Source organism: Shewanella surugensis (assembly GCF_023284005.1).
GTDB classification, from domain to species: Bacteria; Pseudomonadota; Gammaproteobacteria; order Enterobacterales; family Shewanellaceae; genus Shewanella; species Shewanella surugensis.
Genome location: NZ_JAKIKS010000023.1, coordinates 37,938 through 57,050 on the forward strand (window position 1 = coordinate 37,938; position 19,113 = coordinate 57,050).

Consider the following 19,113-nt stretch of genomic DNA (forward strand, 5'->3'; position numbering starts at 1 on the left):
ACCATTATGAAAGCACTAAGTAAATTAAAAGCTGAGCCCGGTATTTGGATGGTTGATACACCAAAGCCTAAACTAGGCCCTAATGATCTTTTGATAAGAATCCGTAAAACGGCTATCTGTGGCACCGATGTACACATTTATAAATGGGATGACTGGTCACAAAATACGATCCCAGTCCCTATGATCGTCGGTCATGAATATGTCGGCACCATTGTTGAAATAGGTCAAGAAGTTAAAGGGTTTACGATTGGCGATCGTGTTTCTGGCGAAGGTCACATTACTTGTGGTTATTGCCGAAACTGCCGTGGCGGCCGAACTCATTTATGCCGTAATACTTCAGGCGTTGGCGTTAATCGAGATGGTGCTTTTGCTGAATATTTGGTAATACCCGCATTTAATTCATTCAAAATACCCGATGATATTTCTGATGATCTAGCAGCAATATTCGATCCATTCGGCAATGCAGTTCATACTGCTTTATCTTTTGATTTGGTCGGTGAAGATGTCCTTATCACAGGTGCTGGACCTATAGGTATAATGGCTGCTGCAGTGTGTCGTCATGTCGGAGCAAGACATGTCGTTATCACTGATGTCAACGAATATAGACTCGCATTAGCCAAGAAAATGGGTGCAACAAGAGTCGTCAATGTCGCCAAAGAAAACTTAACCGATGTTATGGCTGAATTGGATATGACCGAAGGTTTCGATGTTGGCCTAGAAATGTCCGGCGTACCGAGTGCCTTTCACTCCATGCTGGACACAATGAATCATGGTGGAAAAATTGCCATGCTTGGGATCCCCAGCGGAGAAATGCCGATTGACTGGAGCAAAGTCATCTTTAAAGGGCTCATGATAAAAGGAATTTATGGAAGAGAAATGTTTGAAACTTGGTACAAAATGGCAAGTCTTATCCAATCAGGCTTAGATCTTTCTCCCATCATTACTCATCATTTCCCTATCGATGAGTTCCAAGCGGGATTTGATGCCATGTGCTCAGGCCAATCAGGAAAAGTTATCCTAAATTGGGATTAACTATATTCTGAGGTGACTCAAGTCAACTATATAGACAGGCCCGCTGAATAAAAGGCGGGTGTGTTATCATTATCCATATCAGCATTATATTAAGTCTAAGTAAACAGGTTTACTATGTCAGATTTCGAACACTTAAGTATCAATCAACTTATTCAAATGAAAGAAGCCTCTCCTGACTTACAAATCGTCGATATTCGAGACAACGTCAGCTTTGAAAAAGATCACATCCCCCAATCTTCAAACCTTAGCAATGAAAATATTGCTCATTTTATCGGTGACGCCAATATGGATCTTCCGTTAATAGTGGTTTGTTATCACGGAATCAGTAGTCAAAATGCCGCTCAGTATTTACATCAACAGGGATTTGATCAAGTGTATAGTTTAGATGGCGGGTTTGAAGCTTGGCAACAGGCCCATATATAGTATTAAAACCAACCTTTGAGGATGAACTTCAATGATCGAAATAGGTAAGCTGCCCAATGCAAGAGCGGCTCAAGCACTGGTTGATTACCTCAAAGGTGAACAGATCTTTTGCGAAATTCATCCAGCAGAACAAGGTGTCATCTTAGTGCTTTTAGAAAAAGAACACTTTTCTCGAGTACAGCAAGAATATCAAGACTTTCTCAGTAACCCCTACCAGAGCAAATATTTAGAAGCGTCTTGGAAAAATGGCAATAGTCATACGCAAATAGATTATGGATCACCTGGTTTACATTTATTCAGTCAATTTATGACTGGCGCAGGGCCATTAACCATCACAGTCATTGTACTTTGTGTTGTCATATTCGCGGCAATGAATCTTGGATTAGCGAATCCGGTTTTTGACAATCTGTCTTTTTTTGGCGCCACTTCCGATACTTCATATAGTCAATTCTGGCGACTATTTACACCGAGTTTACTTCATTTTTCAGCATTACATATTATCTTCAACTTAATATGGTGGTGGTATTTAGGTGGAAAAATTGAAACTAAGATAGGTTTCACTCCACTGTTCATTTTATTAATCGTTGCAGGGACCCTCCCTAATTTATTGCAATACATAATAGCGGGCCCTTATTTTGGTGGTTTGTCTGGCGTTGTTTACGCACTCCTTGGCTACACTTGGTTAATGGGGTTAAAAAAACCTGAAGCAGGCATTGGGATCCCCCCATCTTATATGATATTCATGTTGATATGGCTAGTACTGGGTTTTACCGATATTTTTGGTTTTTCCGTTGCGAATGGTGCTCATATTGGCGGACTCATTATCGGACTCCTTCAAGCAAGTATTGATAGCCGCAGACCACAACGTTAATTTCAACAGCCCCTACAATATTATTGGTAGCTTAAACTTTAGGCTGATTGAATACATAGCATTTCATCCAAGAATGGAGCTATATCCAATCCAGTTGACGATGCATGATTTCAGAACACGTAACATCGTTCTATTCAAAGCACAGCATTGAAAGAATGTAGGTACCTCTTAATGATACAACGTAGCATCACTCGATTATCTGCTCAAGAAGACCGTCATGGTCGTCACTCACATCCATGTGATCACGACATTTGTTATTTGATCTATACCCGTGATACTTCAAGGTACAGGATTCAAATCATCGGGGGATTCAGTCTGCTTAAACCTTGACTCCACACATCTTAGCCACTTCCTTAATCAGGGCTGAAATTCCCTTATGAGCTTGGGTTATATTTTCTGCGAGCATATAAGCTGGAGTACTGACAATGTGGCGTTCTGCATCAATGATAATATCACCCACCTCTGTATTTTGGTGCAGCCCTCCCATTCGATTAAATGCTTCGGCTGTTTCAATGTCGTTTCCTATTGTCCCCACCGCACCTTCTCCGAAAATTTTTGGGATCATCACTGGAGAAATACATATAAAACCTATCGGTTTTTTTTTATTCGCAAATGCTTTAATGAACACCTCAACTTGAAGAGTCACCTCACAATCTTGATTATTAATGGCAAAATCACATAAATTCTTTGCCGCACCAAAACCACCGGGGATCACTAAAGCATCAAATGCATCAATATCTAACGTATCGCAAGCGAGAACATTACCACGCGCTATCCTCGCTGATTCGACCAAGGCATTACGAGTGACACTTTGTTCCACCTCCCCAGTAATATGATTAATCACATGTAATTGTGCCATATCAGGGGCAAAACACTGGTGTTCAATCCCCCATCGCTCCAGCTCTAGAAACGTCAATACCGATTCATGAATTTCACTGCCATCGAAGACACCGCACCCACTTAACAGAATAGCTACTTTTGTCATTAAAAAACCTTCCTATATATTATTTTGTTTTAAGAGAAGTAATATAAAACACTTGATCTGGTCGTTTTTCATGCTAAATTGGTTTACCAGTCTTCTGGTTGGCGATAATTTAATCTGACAGTAACTTTAGCAACAAAAAACAAAAAAAAATCCACAAAGCTTGATTTTTTAATCTACACTATAATCTAGCTTTTAAATATTTAATTAAATCATTATTTTCATAGGGTTAACAAAGAAACCACATTCGCGTAGTCTCTAGTCGTACGTCTATTCTATTTTTAACTAACAGACTTATCCACAAAGGTAGTCTTAATTGATCATGGCCGAAATTTGGCTTCTATGGCATGCTATCACTCTTTTTACTCCCCAATTGATACCAAACATTATGCTCGATACCACAGAAACCCCTTTAGTGCTTGTTGATGGCTCTTCTTATCTCTACCGAGCTTATTATGCACCTCCACATCTTACAAATTCAAAAGGTGAAGCAACTGGGGCTGTTTACGGCGTGATTAATATGCTTCGCAGTTTATTAAAACAATATCAACCGACGCAAATGGCTGTTGTATTTGATGCTAAAGGCAATACTTTCAGAAATGAAATGTATTCAGAATATAAAGCACAACGCCCACCTATGCCGGATGATTTACGCTCGCAAATAGAACCTCTTCACAGAATTATCAAGGCGTTAGGCCTGCCCCTCATTAGTATTTCTGGTGTCGAAGCAGATGATGTTATCGGCACGCTTTCCACTCAAGCCAGCCTAGAAGGTCGCTCTGTCCTTATTAGTACGGGTGATAAAGATATGGCACAGCTCGTCAATGATAAAGTCACCCTAATTAATACCATGACAGATACCACCATGGGCATTGAAGAGGTTACTGAAAAGTTTGGTGTCGGCCCCGAACTGATTATCGATCTGTTGGCACTGCAAGGAGACAAAGCCGATAATATTCCGGGTTTACCTGGCGTTGGAGAGAAAACAGCTCTTGCTATGTTACAAAGCATGGGCGGAATTAAAGACATTATTAGCAAAGCAGATGACATCCCAGCTCTCGGGTTTCGCGGCGCTAAAACCATGCCAGCAAAATTGGCAGAGCATGGTGACATGCTGCAATTATCCTATGAACTCGCCACAATAAAACTCGATGTAAAATTAGAGCAGACTTGGCAACAGCTCGATATTCAACCCGCCAACCAAGAAGAACTGATCCAATGCTATAGTGAAATGGAATTTAAACGTTGGTTAGCCGAAGTATTAAGTAATGAAACAACAAGCACTAAAAAAAATACTATTGGTAACGCTGAAACAATAACAGCCATTAGCGCTGAGTATGAAACCATTACGACAGAGCAGCAACTTAATCATTGGATCGATAAACTCAATCAAGCTTCCCTCGTTGCTATCGATACAGAAACAACCAGCTTAAATTATATGAAAGCCGAATTAGTGGGCCTTTCATTTGCTGTTGAGGCAGGAAAAGCAGCCTATTTGCCCTTACGACATGATTATCTTGACGCGCCAGAGCAATTAAACTTTGATATTACGCTTGAAAAATTGCGGCCTATTTTAGAAAATCCCAACATACATAAAGTCGGTCAAAACCTAAAATACGATATGAGTGTACTTGCCAACCATGGCATTGCATTAACAGGCATCAAATTTGATACAATGTTAGAGTCATATGTCTTTAACTCCGTCGTCTCGAAACACAACATGGATGATCTGGCACTAAAGTATTTGAGCCATAACAATATTAAATTTGAAGATGTGGCTGGTAAAGGAGCAAAACAACTCACTTTCAATCAAATTCCGCTAGAGACCGCAGCCCCTTATGCGGCTGAAGATGCTGATATTACTCTGAGGTTACATCAAACGTTATGGTCAAAACTAGAAACAGAACCAGCATTAATCCCTGTTTTTAATGAAATAGAGTTACCCTTAATTAGTATTCTTTCCGATATGGAACGTCATGGCGTGCTCATCGATAGTATGATGTTAAGCCAACAAAGCATTGAAATTGCGCAAAAAATAGACAACCTAGAACAAAAAGCTTACCTCATTTCCGGTGAACCCTTTAATTTGAACTCACCAAAACAATTACAAGCTTTATTTTTTGAAAAACTCGGTTATCCCATTATCAAAAAAACCCCTAAGGGAGCCCCGTCAACAGCTGAAGAAGTGCTTGTAGAATTATCTTTAGACTACCCATTACCCAAAATCATTTTAGAACATCGAAGTCTCGCAAAACTAAAAAGTACTTATACAGATAAACTGCCTTTAATGGTCAACGCTAAAACAGGTCGGGTGCATACAAGTTATCACCAAGCAAATGCAGCAACTGGGCGTTTATCTTCAAGTGAGCCCAACCTACAGAATATCCCTATCAGAACGGAAGAAGGTCGCAAAATTCGTAACGCTTTTATCGCACCAGAAGGCAAAAAAATCCTTGCGGCCGATTATTCTCAAATAGAACTCAGAATAATGGCTCATTTATCTCAAGATAAAGGACTCTTAACCGCCTTCGCTGAAGGTAAAGATATCCATAAGGCCACTGCGGCTGAAGTGTTTAATGTTGATTTTGATGAAGTCACCTCAGATCAGCGCCGTCGAGCTAAAGCCGTTAATTTTGGCCTTATCTACGGTATGTCAGCATTTGGACTCGCGAAACAACTCGATATCCCACGCAATGAAGCCCAGACTTATATCGATACTTACTTTAAACGCTATCCTGGTGTATTAACTTACATGGAAGAAACTCGGGCTATAGCGGCAGAATTAGGTTATGTCTCTACTCTTTATGGTCGTAGACTCTACCTACCTGCAATAAAAGATCGTAACGCTATGCGTCGACAAGCAGCTGAAAGAGCCGCAATTAATGCCCCAATGCAAGGAACGGCTGCTGATATTATTAAGAAAGCTATGATATCAATAACCCAATGGATAACCTCAGAAACTCAAGGCGAAATAACACTCATCATGCAAGTACATGATGAACTAGTCTTCGAAGTTGACGCTGATAAAGCTAAAGAATTACAAGAAAAAGTCTGTCATTTAATGGCACAAGCAGCCGACTTAGATGTTGAATTATTAGCAGAAGCAGGCATCGGGGACAATTGGGAACAAGCTCACTAAATCACCTCCTTTTTAAAAAGAGCTATTTAAATCAAAATAGCTCTTTTTCTTATTAACTGCACAATATGCCTAAGTGGCCTTTTAATACCTCATACTGAAATAAAAATATTTTTATGAAATGTTTAGATCAAAAATAGATGATTTATCACTCTTTTTTTGCTCTACAGTAATCTATATTGTGTCTTTTAACAAAAAACTGTTTTTCATATTCAGTTTAATGAGGTAGTATTCAACTTGTAGGGTACAGAGGTTAAGATGTTCTATCTTTCAAACCTTTTTTTATTCGCTAGTGATTCAAGCGAATGCCAAATTATGGCGCCTCAGTAAATTATTTACTGGGGCTTTTTTTCATCTAAAATAAAATTTAGAGTAAATACTTTAAATCAATCAAGGATCCCGTTATCATAGGGACACTGAGCACTATCAGCACTTATTGGTAGCACTTAAGTCTTGTTGAATTTAGCTTCTCCCCAAAAGAGCTAATATTTAAGCCGATGGTGATCCCATCGGCTATTTTTTACTCTGCTTTTCAAAAGTAACACCTTAATATTTCACCTGAAAGATAAAGAACACCTATAAACTATTGGATCAATTCAATCGACAGATGTAAAAGATGCTCACTTCAAAACTCTTCAAAGCGTTCAATTCAATATATTATTTGATAACTACTCAGTAAAGATGAGGCGATAATAGCGCTAATTGATGCAGCCGCTATTATCCTGTCCGCAGCTTTATTCTTCTTCAGCCTGCTCTAAGGTATCCATTAACCATTGAGGTTTACACCATTCATCTAGAATGCCTAACACTTTTGATTTACCTATGCCTTTTAATGAAGAAAAAGGCTCAACTTTTACGGCATCGCCAAAATCAGCTAAATGCTTTCTCACTTCATTAACCATCTTCATACGTGCACTTTGAGCCAATTTATCAGCTTTAGTTAATAACGCTAGCACAGGAATATCACTTTCAACTGCCCACTCAATCATTTGCATATCGAGATCTTTAAGCGGGTGCCGGATATCCATCAGAACCACAACACCACTTAAACAGCTACGCTCTTGTAAATACTGTCCTAATGCTTGTTGCCATTTTTTCTTTAATGTTAATGGAACTTTTGCGAAACCATAACCGGGCAAATCGACTAATCGACGATGTTCATCCAATTCAAATACGTTAATCAACTGTGTTCTTCCAGGTGTTTTACTGGTTCTAGCAAGCCCTTTCTGCTCTGTTAGCTGATTAAGTGCACTCGATTTCCCAGCATTAGAGCGGCCAGCAAATGCAATCTCTACACCTACATCACCAGGTAAATGCTCATCAAGGTGAGCAATATCAGGGGCACTAATCAAAAACTTGGCTTTTCTAAAATCAATACGAGATCCTGACACAATTTACTCCAAAAAAATTTTCAAATTTGTTGTTTAAATATCGAAGAATTGCTTACATTTTTACATTTTCGTGTAAAATATTACCCCGATTACATAAAGACTATTTTATCATGCTTACGGGTCATCCCAGTAAGTCCAGGACAAATATTTTAATAAGAAGTTGGAACGCCATGAAAAAGTTAGCAATTGTGCTGTCTGCAGTAGCCACTATCTCTTCTCCTGCTATAGCTGAAGGTAATGCCGAAGCCGGAAAAACGAAAGCCATTGTTTGTTCTGCTTGCCACGGTGTTGACGGCAATAGCATGATAAACATGTACCCTAAACTTGCAGGCCAACATGCCTCCTATTTAGAAAAACAATTAATCGATTTTCGCAGCGCGATAAAAACGGGTGGTAAGGAAGGTCGCATCGACCCGATTATGGGCGGTATGAGCTTTACATTAACCGATCAAGATATTGAGGACTTATCAGCCTTTTATGCAAGTCAAATTCAGCAGCCTATCGATGTCAACAGCGTACCTGAACTAGGTGAAACATTATATAAAGCTGGGGATTCTAGCCGTGGGATCACAGCATGTATTGCTTGTCATGGCCCCGATGGTAAAGGCGTAGGCCTTGCGGGATTCCCTATGATAGGTGGCCAACATGCCAATTATATTAAAATTCAACTCAACAAATTCAAAGATACAAATCGTAACAATGATCTGAACGGTATGATGCAAGCGACCTCTCAGAAACTAAACGATACCGATATCGAAGCGTTATCTCAATATATTTCAGACCTTAAGTAAGTTTAAGGAAAAGTAAACCATATGTAATAAAAGGCAGCTTAGCTGCCTTTTTATCACCCTAACATCTTACCTTAACGTAAACTGAATTCGATTACTTATTGACATGAATATTAGATTTAGGTTTAATACTCTACATACCGAGACAAACCCAACTGTTAGTACAAAATATTAAGAACAACTTTCAGATGTCGGTATGTTGCATTTAAGATATAAGAATAAAGAAAACTCAATAATAATCATAATATATTAAGACCATTCATCGTTTGATGAAATAACTTTATTTTGAAGTTTAGGTCATACCATTACGGTAAAGTACTAGGTAGGACACCTATTGGCTATTTAGCATTAAACTTTACCTACCAGTTTAGCGAAAACCATAGACTGCGCTCCTTAGGGAGTAGAGGATAATAAAAATGGTAACTTGTTATTCTGAATTAAATTTTACTGATATGGATGGTTACTTAGGCGTCATAGATAGGCGAAAAGGATACTGATGAGATATGATGCTCATCTATGGAAGCTATGATCAGGATGATAAAGGAAAAGTAATAAATGTCAGTGATGACTAATAACAATAAAAATGCAAGGAAAGCAGACTCAAAAAAGACGGATACCGACCGGGAAGTTGCATAGCAAGCAGGGATACTTGGAATCAAAATTAAGTGTCGATTGACACTCTTTCGATAAGGCGACAGTATTTCTGTCGCCTTTTTTTATTTCAGTCACCACACGAACAACTGACAGAGTCGAGCTTTCTCACATAATACGATGCATTTTGACAAACCCTACCGCAGCGTTCATAAAAACACTATGGTCTACAAATAAACTAAAACCTTCGAATTTTTAGCCAAACAAGGTCATTTTAGGCTATTATTTGCAGCAAATGGTCTCATTGTGATGCAAAAAACATCAAGATCTGCTATAAAACGCGATCTAACTCCAGTTGTAGGTTAACTTCAGTATGTTTCTCTGCACTTCAGTCTTTTCAGTTATCGAGATAAAGCTATGTCCCGCAGTAAAAAAACGCGTAAAAGCAACGAAAATGCTCCACAATCAAAATCAAGATCCAAGAAAGAAGAACGTGTTCCTACGGGCAAAAAGCAAGATTCAGGCAATAGATCTGGTAGCCGTCATAATGAAAGTATAATCCAGGCTAATGCGAGTGGAAACACACAAAAGAATAATGATCCTCGTCATGGCAGTAAAAAGCCGATACAACTAGCGATAAAGATCGAAAAACCAAGCCCTAAAAAAGAAAAATCACCAAAAATGAGTGATGAAGATAAGCTCCTTAAGCTAGAAGACGATCCAAGGCTAAACAGTTTACTCGACATGCTTGAAGAAGGTAAAAACCTAACGGCAGATGACCAAGAATGGCTCAACAAGCAATTGACTAGAATTGAGCAATTGATGGATAAGTTAGGCATTACTGACGAAGAAGAAGTGTCAACTTCAGTCAAAACAGCGGTGACAGATGACGATCTCTTCGATAAATTTGAATCCGGTGCCGATTTACTCAAAGAGTATCAGCATAAAGACTAATCCATAAGCGGTTTCTTTAGCAAAAAAGAATGCCAACGTTAAAATGTTGGCATTACTTTATCTTCTCCATGATCATAAAATATCATCGATGATCAGCATCATTATTATATAAATCGATAGAAATACTCATACAGCCAACTGACTAAGGACACTAAATGTTCAATATTTTTACTATCTTAGGTTTAGTCATTATTGCCCTATTATCAGGTTATGCCATCAGCCTAGTGTTAAAACTTAAACAACAGAAACTGCTCACAAAGCAAGTTCAGCAGCAACAAAAAGCGGCTAATGAACGCCTAGAAAAATTACTCGATAATATTCGTTATATCGCCCAAGCCATGCTCGAAGAACGTTGTGAGCTTTCCGAAGGTGTGATGAGAATAGCAAAATTATTCGATATTTTAGGACTCTCGAGTAAAGTAGCCCTTGATTACCCCGTACTCTTTAAGCATTACAATAAAATCAAAGATCATCCTATTAAAGATCAAAGAAAATCATTGAGTAAACAGCAACGAATGCAATTGGATTATCAGCGTATGTGTTCTGAATCAGACTTAGAATCTGCTATCCTCGAAGAAGTCAAGCGCTTAATCCACTTATAATAGCTTTACAATAAATTCGATTTTCATCATCTAGATCAAGATCAACAAAACACTTCCAAGGCATACTTTCCTCAAATTTAATTCAAATAGAGATTATGCCTTTATGCGCTGGGATCAATCCATGATCGAAAAGTACAACCACAGTGGACCACGTTATACTTCTTACCCAACTGCGCTAGAGTTTAACGAAGGTTTTAATCAACAGCAGTTACTTGATGCCATCACTCAAAGTAACAGTAATACTCTCTCCTTGTATATACATATTCCATTCTGTGCCAAGCTTTGTTACTACTGTGGCTGCAACAAAATCATCACTCACCATCAGCACAAGGCCGATCAATATCTCGATTATTTAAAAGCCGAAATTATCAACCGAGCACCTTTATTCTCACACTATAAGGTCACACAAATACATCTAGGTGGTGGTACACCCACATTTTTAAGCCCTAGCCAAATCCAAGCATTATTTTCTCTACTTCGCTCTCATTTCAATATTGCCGAAACAGGCGAATTCTCCATCGAAGTCGATCCAAGAGAAATAGAGCTATCGATGTTAGATACGCTAAAAGAAGTGGGATTTAACCGCTTATCGATTGGGGTACAAGATTTTAATAAAGAGGTACAACGGGCCGTCAATCGAGAGCAAGACGAAACCTTTATTTTTGACCTTACTAGCAAAGCAAAACAAATGGGCTTTGTCTCTACCAATGTCGATCTCATTTATGGGCTCCCCCATCAAACCCCCATGAGTTTTGCTGAAACCATAAAAAAAATCATCACACTCGATCCAGATCGTTTATCCGTTTTTAATTACGCCCATATCCCCTCACGTTTTGCGGCCCAGCGTAAAATTCATGATAAAGATTTACCCAATGCAAGCCAAAAACTCACCATACTTAAGCAAACAATTGAGAGTTTAACCCAAGCTGGCTATCAATATATTGGTATGGATCACTTTGCTAAACCAGACGATGTACTCGCTCAATTGCAAAATAAAGGGCAACTGCATCGGAACTTTCAGGGGTATACCACCCAAGAAGAATGTGACTTATTAGGTCTCGGAGTCTCTTCAATCAGTCAAATTGGACACTGTTACGCTCAAAATCAAAAAGACATCAAGCAATATTACGATGCGATAAACACGCAAGGTCACGCACTATGGAAAGGCTGTGCATTAAACCAAGATGATCACATTCGCCGTAGCGTGATCAAACAGCTAATCTGCCACTTTGAGCTGGATATCCCGACAATAGAAGCCCAATTTGCTATCGATTTTGACGATTATTTCGCAGCGGATCTCGACTTACTACGACCTTTTATAAAAGATGAACTCGTTACTATCCATAATAGAAAAATAACCGTGCTCCCCACAGGCCGCTTATTGATCCGCAATATTTGCATGTGTTTTGATGTCTATATGCGTAAACATGCGAGACAACAACAATTTTCCAGAGTCATTTAATTTAACAAAAAAAAACCGGCAAACGCCGGTTTTTAGTTCATTGTTATCAGTAATGCTTTATTAAGCTTTCGATAAATACAACGCTTTACGTTCGCTATCCGATAAGAATGCCATTTCGACACCATTACGCTGTAATCTTGATAACTCAGCAGCACTGAAACCCATTTCAGTACGAACAGCATTATATTCATGCTTGATATCAATCGCGCTGACACCAGGATCATCAGTATTCAAGCCGACTAAGACACCCGCCTCCATAAATTGACGCAGCGGATGAATCTGATAATTAGCGACCGTTGAAGTATGCAAATTACTCGTTGGACATGATTCAATACCAATTTTATTTTTGGCTAAATACTCCATTAGCTTAATATCATGAATGGCATTAACCCCATGACCAATACGCGTTGCACCTAAAGATTCTATCGCCTGCCAAATACTCTCCGCCCCAGCAGCTTCACCCGCATGGGCTGTAATGGCTAAACCAGCATCGCGAGCTTTTTTAAAGTGTGTGGTAAATAAATCCCCCGGAAAACCGAGTTCGTCACCTGCAATATCCATCGCCACTAAATGCTGTTTTTGAGTCAATAATGCATCCAGCTCTTGCTGGCATGCTTGTTGCCCAAATGAACGCGACAAAATACCAATTAAGTTCACCTTCACAGAATGATCTTTCACACCTGATTTAATACCATCTATCAAGGCTTCAACCACACCTTCGAGCGGCAATTTATGTGTCATGGCCATATAATAAGGGCTAAAACGCAGTTCGGTATAATCCAAACCTGATAAGGCTGCATCAGCAACATTTTCATAGGCAACACGTTTTACCGCGTCCAAATCGGCTAATACTGCTACCATCCAATCTAGCTTTTTCAAAAAAGCGATTAAATCGTTTTCTTTACCCTGTATTTGTACAAATGGTGCTAATTCGTCCAATGAATTCGCCGGTAAGGCGATATTATGCTGGTGTCCCAAATCCCATATTGTCTCCACCCGAATATTACCGTCTAGGTGTCGGTGGAGATCCACCAGTGGAATAGATGTATCGATCATTTTTAACCCCTATGTCTACCACTCAGCCAATCATCTCGTTAATTAGCGCTGAGTTGCGCGCAATGATATCACGGCTAACCCCAGTCTTTCTGGCTTTCTCAACATCTTTTAATCATGTAACATTAAAAACAGAACAACTATACCCGTGATACTTCAAGATGCAGGATTCAGCTGGAATTAAAAGCCTTGTAGGCAAGGTCGTTAATTGCTCCTGCATTAATGACATTCCCGTCATCCATGACGGTCTTCTTGAGCAGATGACCTAGTGATTCTAAGTTAATGCTCAATAACGCAGAACAAAAGGCTTTTAAACCAGCCTATTAGGATCCATTAAAGCCAACCACTTCTGTGTTGCATGCTTTTAAAAGGTGCCGACATTCCCGCAATCATGCGCCTTAAATTGATTGGTTTTACTGGCTCTGAAAACATGCATCTTGAAGCATCACGGGTATTAATACTATTTACATTTAACATCCAGCATAATAGATCCATAATAAGAACACATTAAGAGTCCATTTAATGTATCGATCTCTGCTTTCTGTACTCCTCATTACCAGCTTAAATGCTTGCCAATCACCTCAAGATCAAGTAAATACTCATACTGAAACCGATAATCAATTATTAATTAAGCCCAATCCTTTAAGCACGCAACTCAACACAGTTATAGACCAAGCATGGCAGCTCAGGTTGAAAGGCGAGCCCGCCCTCGCTTACACATTAGGCGATCAAACAGCCGCAGGAAAAATTGCCGATCTTTCGCCATCAACGCTTTTAAAACACAATCAACAACGACAAACATTATTAAATCAACTCGCTCAGCTCCCTACATCAGATCTATCAAAGATGGAACAAATCAACCGACAGATCTTAACCGATCAACTTCAAGACGCCGTCGATCGTTATCATTTTAATATGCACTACCTACCATTAACGGCCGAAGGGGGATTTCATACCGACATAGCCAGTATTAGCAAAAAACGTTTCCAGAATGAACAAGATTACCAACACTATTTAGGTCAGCTAGCAGTATTTCCTCACTACTTTAAACAACAAACTGCTTGGTTAAAACAAGGCATAAAAAGCGGTATAACCTTACCGAAAATAACACTAATAGGATTTGAAAATAGCATTAGTGCTTTTATTGTTCCAGTGCAGGAAAGCGGGTATTACACCCCTTTTAAAACCTTCCCGGCTCATTTCAGTGAACAACAAAAAGCAAAACTACTTACACAAGGAGAGGCGCTTATTCGTCAAAATGTTCTTCCCTCATATCGTGCTTTTTATCACTTCATGACAAATGAATACTTACCAAATGCACGCACCAATATTGCGGCGACACACCGGCCTAATGGTCAAGCTTTCTATGAAAATAGAGTGCGTTATTACACCACACGTAATATGACCGCTGATGAAGTTCATAAACTAGGATTACAAGAAGTAAAACGTATTCGTCAGGCAATGAAAACCATCATCGATGAACTGAAATTTGCAGGTAGCTTTGCTGAATTCTTGCATTTCTTACGTAACGACCCTCAATTTTATGCCACCAGTCCCGAACAACTATTAAAAGAAGCCGCCTTCATTGCTAAAAAAGCCGATGCTATATTACCTCGATATTTTACCCAGTTGCCCAGTACGCCCTACGGCATTGCAGCTGTTCCCGCCGAAATTGCCCCCAAATACACCACTGGGCGTTACCTAAACAGCAATAGCGATGATGAACCCGGCTATTATTGGGTAAATACCTACGCACTCAACAAGCGCCCACTCTATGAACTCGAAGCCTTAACCTTACATGAAGCAGTACCAGGTCATCATCTACAAATATCACTCAATCAATCCTTAACCCAATTACCCAACTTCCGCCGTTACAGCTATATCTCGGCTTTCGGAGAAGGCTGGGGACTCTATGCTGAATATTTAGGGCTAGAAGCAGGCTTTTATCAAGATCCTTACAGTAATTTTGGTAGACTCACTTATGAAATGTGGCGCGCAGCACGTTTAGTGGTCGATACCGGCATGCATGCCAAAGGTTGGAGTCGGCAACAAGCCATCGATTTTATGGCCAACAATACCGCACTGTCATTACATAACGTCACCACCGAAATAGACCGATATATCACTTGGCCAGGCCAATCCCTCTCTTACAAAATAGGTGAATTGACCATTAAAAAATTACGCCTACAGGCAGAGCAAGCACTTGGAGCACAATTTGATTTACGCGCTTTTCACGATGCTATTTTAGAACATGGTTCCGTGCCAATGACCATTCTAGAACAACAAATACAAGACTTCATTCATACTCAACAGAAAAATATTCTCTAAGCGGAAGTGATCATAACAACAAATTATCATAAACAGAGCTTATTAGGAGCTCTGTTAGCCCCTCAACTGACTGCATCACGAAAACACTGAATTTACCTAACACAAGATCTCTTTACTTAAATTTATTGGTTAAGCTCATTTATTTGTTACACTAAGCTAAGCATACTCAATTACATCAGTCATCATGCCCAGAATTGCACCTAGCAGCTCCAAATCCGATCCCATATCCAAAAAAGTAAATGTATTTTCTTCTGCAACACAAAACAATACCAAAGAGCAGCAAGCATTTTGGGAACAAGTATCCCAATCAACACTACTCACATCCAATAAACTGCATTTGGCTTATTGCTTTATACTACACCCGAATGCAGATCGGGCCATTGTGATCAGTAGTGGCCGAATCGAGTCTTACTTAAAATATAAAGAACTCATGTTCGATTTATATCAGCAAGGCTACAGCATTTATATGCTAGATCATCGTGGACAAGGTTTATCCAGCCGCCTAACCTTGAATCCTCAGCAAGGGCACATTGATAAGTTTTCTACCTATATTAATGACTTTACTTGTTTTATTGAAACTGTTGTCCAACCTCACCAGCATAAGGAACTGTTCTTACTTGGGCATTCTATGGGCGGCACTATCGGCACACTTTACATGCAAAATCAGCCCAATGTATTTAAGGCAGCTGCATTTTCGGCACCTATGTATGGCATAAAACTTCCCATCAGTCGTCGTTTTATTCGTTGGTTGGCTGAAAGGATCGATACAAGTCGTATCAGACGTGAGCCCAACTATATTTTGGGTGGTAAAGATTATGAATCCACGCCTTTTAATAAGAATCAGCTCACTCATAGCCAAGAACGCTATCAAGCAATGCTTAAACTTTATCAACAACATCCACAAATGCAGCTAGGCTCACCAACAAACCATTGGTTAGTTGAAGCCATCGATGCGGCAGAAGAAGCCGTGTTAGCCGCACAAACCCCACCCGTTCCACTGTTAATTTTACAAGCAGGTAGAGACAGTGTCGTTGACAATCGCGCTCAAAATAGAGCCGCGGGGATTTTATCTAAAATCCACACGAGCTCTCAACATCAACAATGCCAACTCATCTCCATCCCGAATGCTCGTCATGAAATTTTCTTCGAAAATGATAAAACCAGAAATTTAGCACTCAATAGCATTATTGATTTTTTTGAACTGCATGCTGAATAATATGCCCATTAGAGCGTTTTCTTTGTTTATTTTTTACCATCTGGCAGCTCAATGAACCTGTGACTTTCAGGTTCAACCATCGCCACCTCTTTAGCCGGAGATGCCAGTAATAACGCCGAGAATGCTATCGCTGAGGAATATAACTGGGGAAGTCATCACACTGGGGGAGTATATTTATAAAGATAATAATCAACAAATTACAGCATGCGCTACTCAAGTGATGACTCAACTCAATATCATGTGGACTATCTTCATCGGCGCTGCCGTCACCTTGCTGCTCACACCACTAATTAAACGTTGGATAGGAAAGGTTGATTAACCTGCCATTAAGACTGTGGGCTACCATATTAATAATCTCCTGATGCTAATAGTAGTATGCTTTACACCGCTATTATTACCTTCTGACGTATTTTAGAAAATCAATTAAGACTTATTTGATGTAATATATTTAAACGTTAACTCTACTGAAGCACAACGTACAAATGGCACTCCATCCCTAGTAATAGCCTCTACAGTCACTAAACTTTTATGCTTTTCTTCACAATAGGCATTAGCCTCTCGATATAAATCAACTTTAGTCCCTTCTCCAGAGCTAAAACCACAGGCTGCGCTTTTCTTAGAAACAATGAAAATGCTTTCACCTATCGGTACCACCCCCGAGCTCGTACAAGCCGTCAATGTAAAAAAGCTCAATGTGAGCATCACTATGCTCATCTTTATTTCCCTATCCTTCATCTTTTAACCTCTACCCCTGCACTCAATCACTATACCCCAGTACAGTGCACACCTACGCAGCGACATCATAAACGTAACACCTATAACAAACACAAGAAAACTCAATAAGCGCAACATATCAGCCACAGTATTTTACATGCATGTCGCTTTAGTCTTTCGTGGATGCTGTCAAAGGATGACAAATGTTAAACAGCAATCATCAATAGCCTACTAAGCTCTGTCATCGTAACAGTAGCAAGAGTCATCGTTAAACATCAGGGAAAACATATGCAGGATAACTTCTACTTACCAATTAATATTAATGAATTAACGGTTGTTGCGTCTTGCATAACGAGCATTATGATAAGTGCTGGACTCATTTTTATATACAATACCTCCCTCAATAGAAGACTGAATAACAAAGTTCATCATATTCTTTCAAAATGCTTAAATAATAGAGCGACAGTCACCGCATATAAGCAATATCAGTGGTTACATGATATCTACCTAGACTCACTGAACATTCAACCCTTAAAAAGACACATCGACTATATCCATGTCATCAAAATCTACTCAGAATTTAAAAATATCTTCGAGCAAGCCGCCCCCTTTTTAGACATTGATAGTAAAAAGCGCATCAAAGAAAAACAACTTAAGGGCGAACAATACCTTGCCCTATTAACCTATAGACACAGTAATGGGCTCATAATCACCCAAAATCAAGTAAACGAAATAAAAACGCTTAAAGTGATGTTCATCCAAGAAACCCAATATGCATTAGCTAAAAATCTAGACTCGCTTTCAAGCTATATTCCTGCGCTTTAATATCACGCTCACTTTCAAAATTTATCTCACATTGTGCCATTATTACCTAAAATAAAAGAACTGTTCATGAAAACTAACACCGATTAATGAAAGCCACCATACAGTCAGGGTTCACTTAACGCACAAGGACGATGCCTATGCGCCACTGTCGATATTGCAACCAAAGCTATGATGAAAAAGAGACTCGCAGTCCTCATTGCACGACTCATAACAGTGATAACCATCTCAGCCATGAAGAAGCAACACTCCCCGACAATAAGAAAAAAACAACTCCCTATCCCAGCAAAAATATGACCCCTATGCTCGCCTTAGGCATTTTCTTTTTTCCCATTATTTTTGCCTGGCTCACATTACAAAAAGGCTACAGTGATTTAAGTAAAACCTTAGCGTTAAGCTGGCTAGGCGTATTTATTCTTGCAATGCTAATTAATCTTTCCGTCGTTAATGCCACTCATATAAAACACCCAACGTTACTTCAACAATCCCACCCTGTCATTACTCCAATAAAAACGAATAAAAACATAGATAAAAACCAATCACGAATGGAACTAAAATAATGGCGGATAGGCTCACTGGACATCACTTTGCCACACGTTCTGAAATTATTGCCCAACAAGGCATGGCCGCCACCTCCCCAGGGCGGGAGCATACTTTGTCGGATAATTAACCAAAGAAAACTTTTGCCCTGTAATCATCGTCCCAACTCGCCTTTTTTAGCTTATTTCGCTGACTTGGCGCACCGCAA

Annotated in this window: 17 protein-coding genes; 13 read left to right on the forward strand and 4 right to left on the reverse strand. The window is 39.5% G+C overall.

Features of this window, described 5'->3' with window-relative positions:
- Positions 1-6 precede the first annotated feature (6 nt).
- The 3 genes from tdh (at position 7) to glpG (ending at position 2,326) form a co-directional block, all read left to right on the forward strand.
- Positions 7-1,032 carry an L-threonine 3-dehydrogenase gene (gene tdh / locus L2764_RS08010; RefSeq protein WP_248939698.1) on the forward strand — a complete coding sequence of 342 codons (1,026 nt, stop codon included), beginning with the start codon at positions 7-9 and terminating at the stop codon, positions 1,030-1,032.
- Between the two features lie 114 nt (positions 1,033-1,146).
- Positions 1,147-1,455 (forward strand): thiosulfate sulfurtransferase GlpE, encoded by a 309-nt coding sequence (gene glpE / locus L2764_RS08015; protein WP_248939699.1) that lies wholly within the window; start codon positions 1,147-1,149, stop codon positions 1,453-1,455.
- A 31-nt stretch (positions 1,456-1,486) separates the two neighbouring features.
- Positions 1,487-2,326, forward strand: coding sequence for a rhomboid family intramembrane serine protease GlpG (gene glpG, locus L2764_RS08020; protein WP_248939700.1), 840 nt, complete (start codon positions 1,487-1,489; stop codon positions 2,324-2,326).
- Positions 2,327-2,645: 319 nt separating this feature from the next.
- Here the strand turns inward: glpG and elbB are convergent, their stop codons facing one another.
- Entirely contained in the window at positions 2,646-3,311 is a 666-nt protein-coding gene (gene elbB, locus L2764_RS08025) for an isoprenoid biosynthesis glyoxalase ElbB (RefSeq protein ID WP_248939701.1), read from the reverse strand.
- A gap of 385 nt (positions 3,312-3,696) precedes the next feature.
- On the opposite strand from elbB, the gene polA reads away from it, so the two are divergent.
- Complete coding sequence (gene polA, locus L2764_RS08030; protein WP_248939718.1) at positions 3,697-6,447, forward strand: DNA polymerase I; 2,751 nt, start codon at positions 3,697-3,699, stop codon at positions 6,445-6,447.
- A 731-nt stretch (positions 6,448-7,178) separates the two neighbouring features.
- On the opposite strand, the gene yihA is transcribed toward polA, so the two are convergent.
- Positions 7,179-7,835 (reverse strand): ribosome biogenesis GTP-binding protein YihA/YsxC, encoded by a 657-nt coding sequence (gene yihA, locus L2764_RS08035; protein ID WP_248939702.1) that lies wholly within the window; start codon positions 7,833-7,835, stop codon positions 7,179-7,181.
- Positions 7,836-8,005: 170 nt separating this feature from the next.
- Here yihA and L2764_RS08040 point away from each other — a divergent pair, with 170 nt between their 5' ends.
- From L2764_RS08040 to hemN, 4 genes are all read left to right on the forward strand, one after another.
- Complete coding sequence (locus tag L2764_RS08040; protein WP_248939703.1) at positions 8,006-8,626, forward strand: c-type cytochrome; 621 nt, start codon at positions 8,006-8,008, stop codon at positions 8,624-8,626.
- A gap of 1,005 nt (positions 8,627-9,631) precedes the next feature.
- Complete coding sequence (yihI, locus tag L2764_RS08045) at positions 9,632-10,168, forward strand: Der GTPase-activating protein YihI (protein ID WP_248939704.1); 537 nt, start codon at positions 9,632-9,634, stop codon at positions 10,166-10,168.
- Positions 10,169-10,323: 155 nt separating this feature from the next.
- A complete protein-coding gene (locus L2764_RS08050) occupies positions 10,324-10,770 on the forward strand; it encodes a DUF2489 domain-containing protein (protein WP_248939705.1) in 447 nt (148 codons plus the stop codon).
- A gap of 103 nt (positions 10,771-10,873) precedes the next feature.
- Positions 10,874-12,232: an oxygen-independent coproporphyrinogen III oxidase gene (hemN, locus tag L2764_RS08055; protein WP_283106947.1), complete on the forward strand. Its 1,359-nt coding sequence runs from the start codon at positions 10,874-10,876 to the stop codon at positions 12,230-12,232.
- 60 nt (positions 12,233-12,292) lie between these two features.
- On the opposite strand, the gene add is transcribed toward hemN, so the two are convergent.
- Positions 12,293-13,288, reverse strand: a complete 996-nt coding sequence (add, locus tag L2764_RS08060) for an adenosine deaminase (protein ID WP_248939707.1) — start codon at positions 13,286-13,288, stop codon at positions 12,293-12,295.
- A 519-nt stretch (positions 13,289-13,807) separates the two neighbouring features.
- On the opposite strand from add, the gene L2764_RS08065 reads away from it, so the two are divergent.
- From L2764_RS08065 to L2764_RS08075, 3 genes are all read left to right on the forward strand, one after another.
- A complete protein-coding gene (locus tag L2764_RS08065) occupies positions 13,808-15,613 on the forward strand; it encodes a DUF885 domain-containing protein (RefSeq protein WP_248939708.1) in 1,806 nt (601 codons plus the stop codon).
- 223 nt (positions 15,614-15,836) lie between these two features.
- The gene (locus tag L2764_RS08070; protein ID WP_376708392.1) at positions 15,837-16,829 is read left to right on the forward strand and encodes an alpha/beta fold hydrolase; all 993 of its coding nucleotides are present in this window, start codon (positions 15,837-15,839) and stop codon (positions 16,827-16,829) included.
- A gap of 100 nt (positions 16,830-16,929) precedes the next feature.
- The gene (locus tag L2764_RS08075; RefSeq protein ID WP_248939710.1) at positions 16,930-17,148 is read left to right on the forward strand and encodes a hypothetical protein; all 219 of its coding nucleotides are present in this window, start codon (positions 16,930-16,932) and stop codon (positions 17,146-17,148) included.
- A gap of 104 nt (positions 17,149-17,252) precedes the next feature.
- On the opposite strand, the gene L2764_RS08080 is transcribed toward L2764_RS08075, so the two are convergent.
- Positions 17,253-17,543, reverse strand: a complete 291-nt coding sequence (locus L2764_RS08080; RefSeq protein WP_248939711.1) for a hypothetical protein — start codon at positions 17,541-17,543, stop codon at positions 17,253-17,255.
- A 288-nt stretch (positions 17,544-17,831) separates the two neighbouring features.
- Here L2764_RS08080 and L2764_RS08085 point away from each other — a divergent pair, with 288 nt between their 5' ends.
- On the forward strand, positions 17,832-18,368 hold the full coding sequence (locus tag L2764_RS08085; RefSeq protein WP_248939712.1) for a hypothetical protein: 537 nt from the start codon (positions 17,832-17,834) through the stop codon (positions 18,366-18,368).
- A 137-nt stretch (positions 18,369-18,505) separates the two neighbouring features.
- Positions 18,506-18,925, forward strand: coding sequence for a hypothetical protein (locus tag L2764_RS08090; protein ID WP_248939713.1), 420 nt, complete (start codon positions 18,506-18,508; stop codon positions 18,923-18,925).
- Positions 18,926-19,113 lie beyond the last annotated feature (188 nt).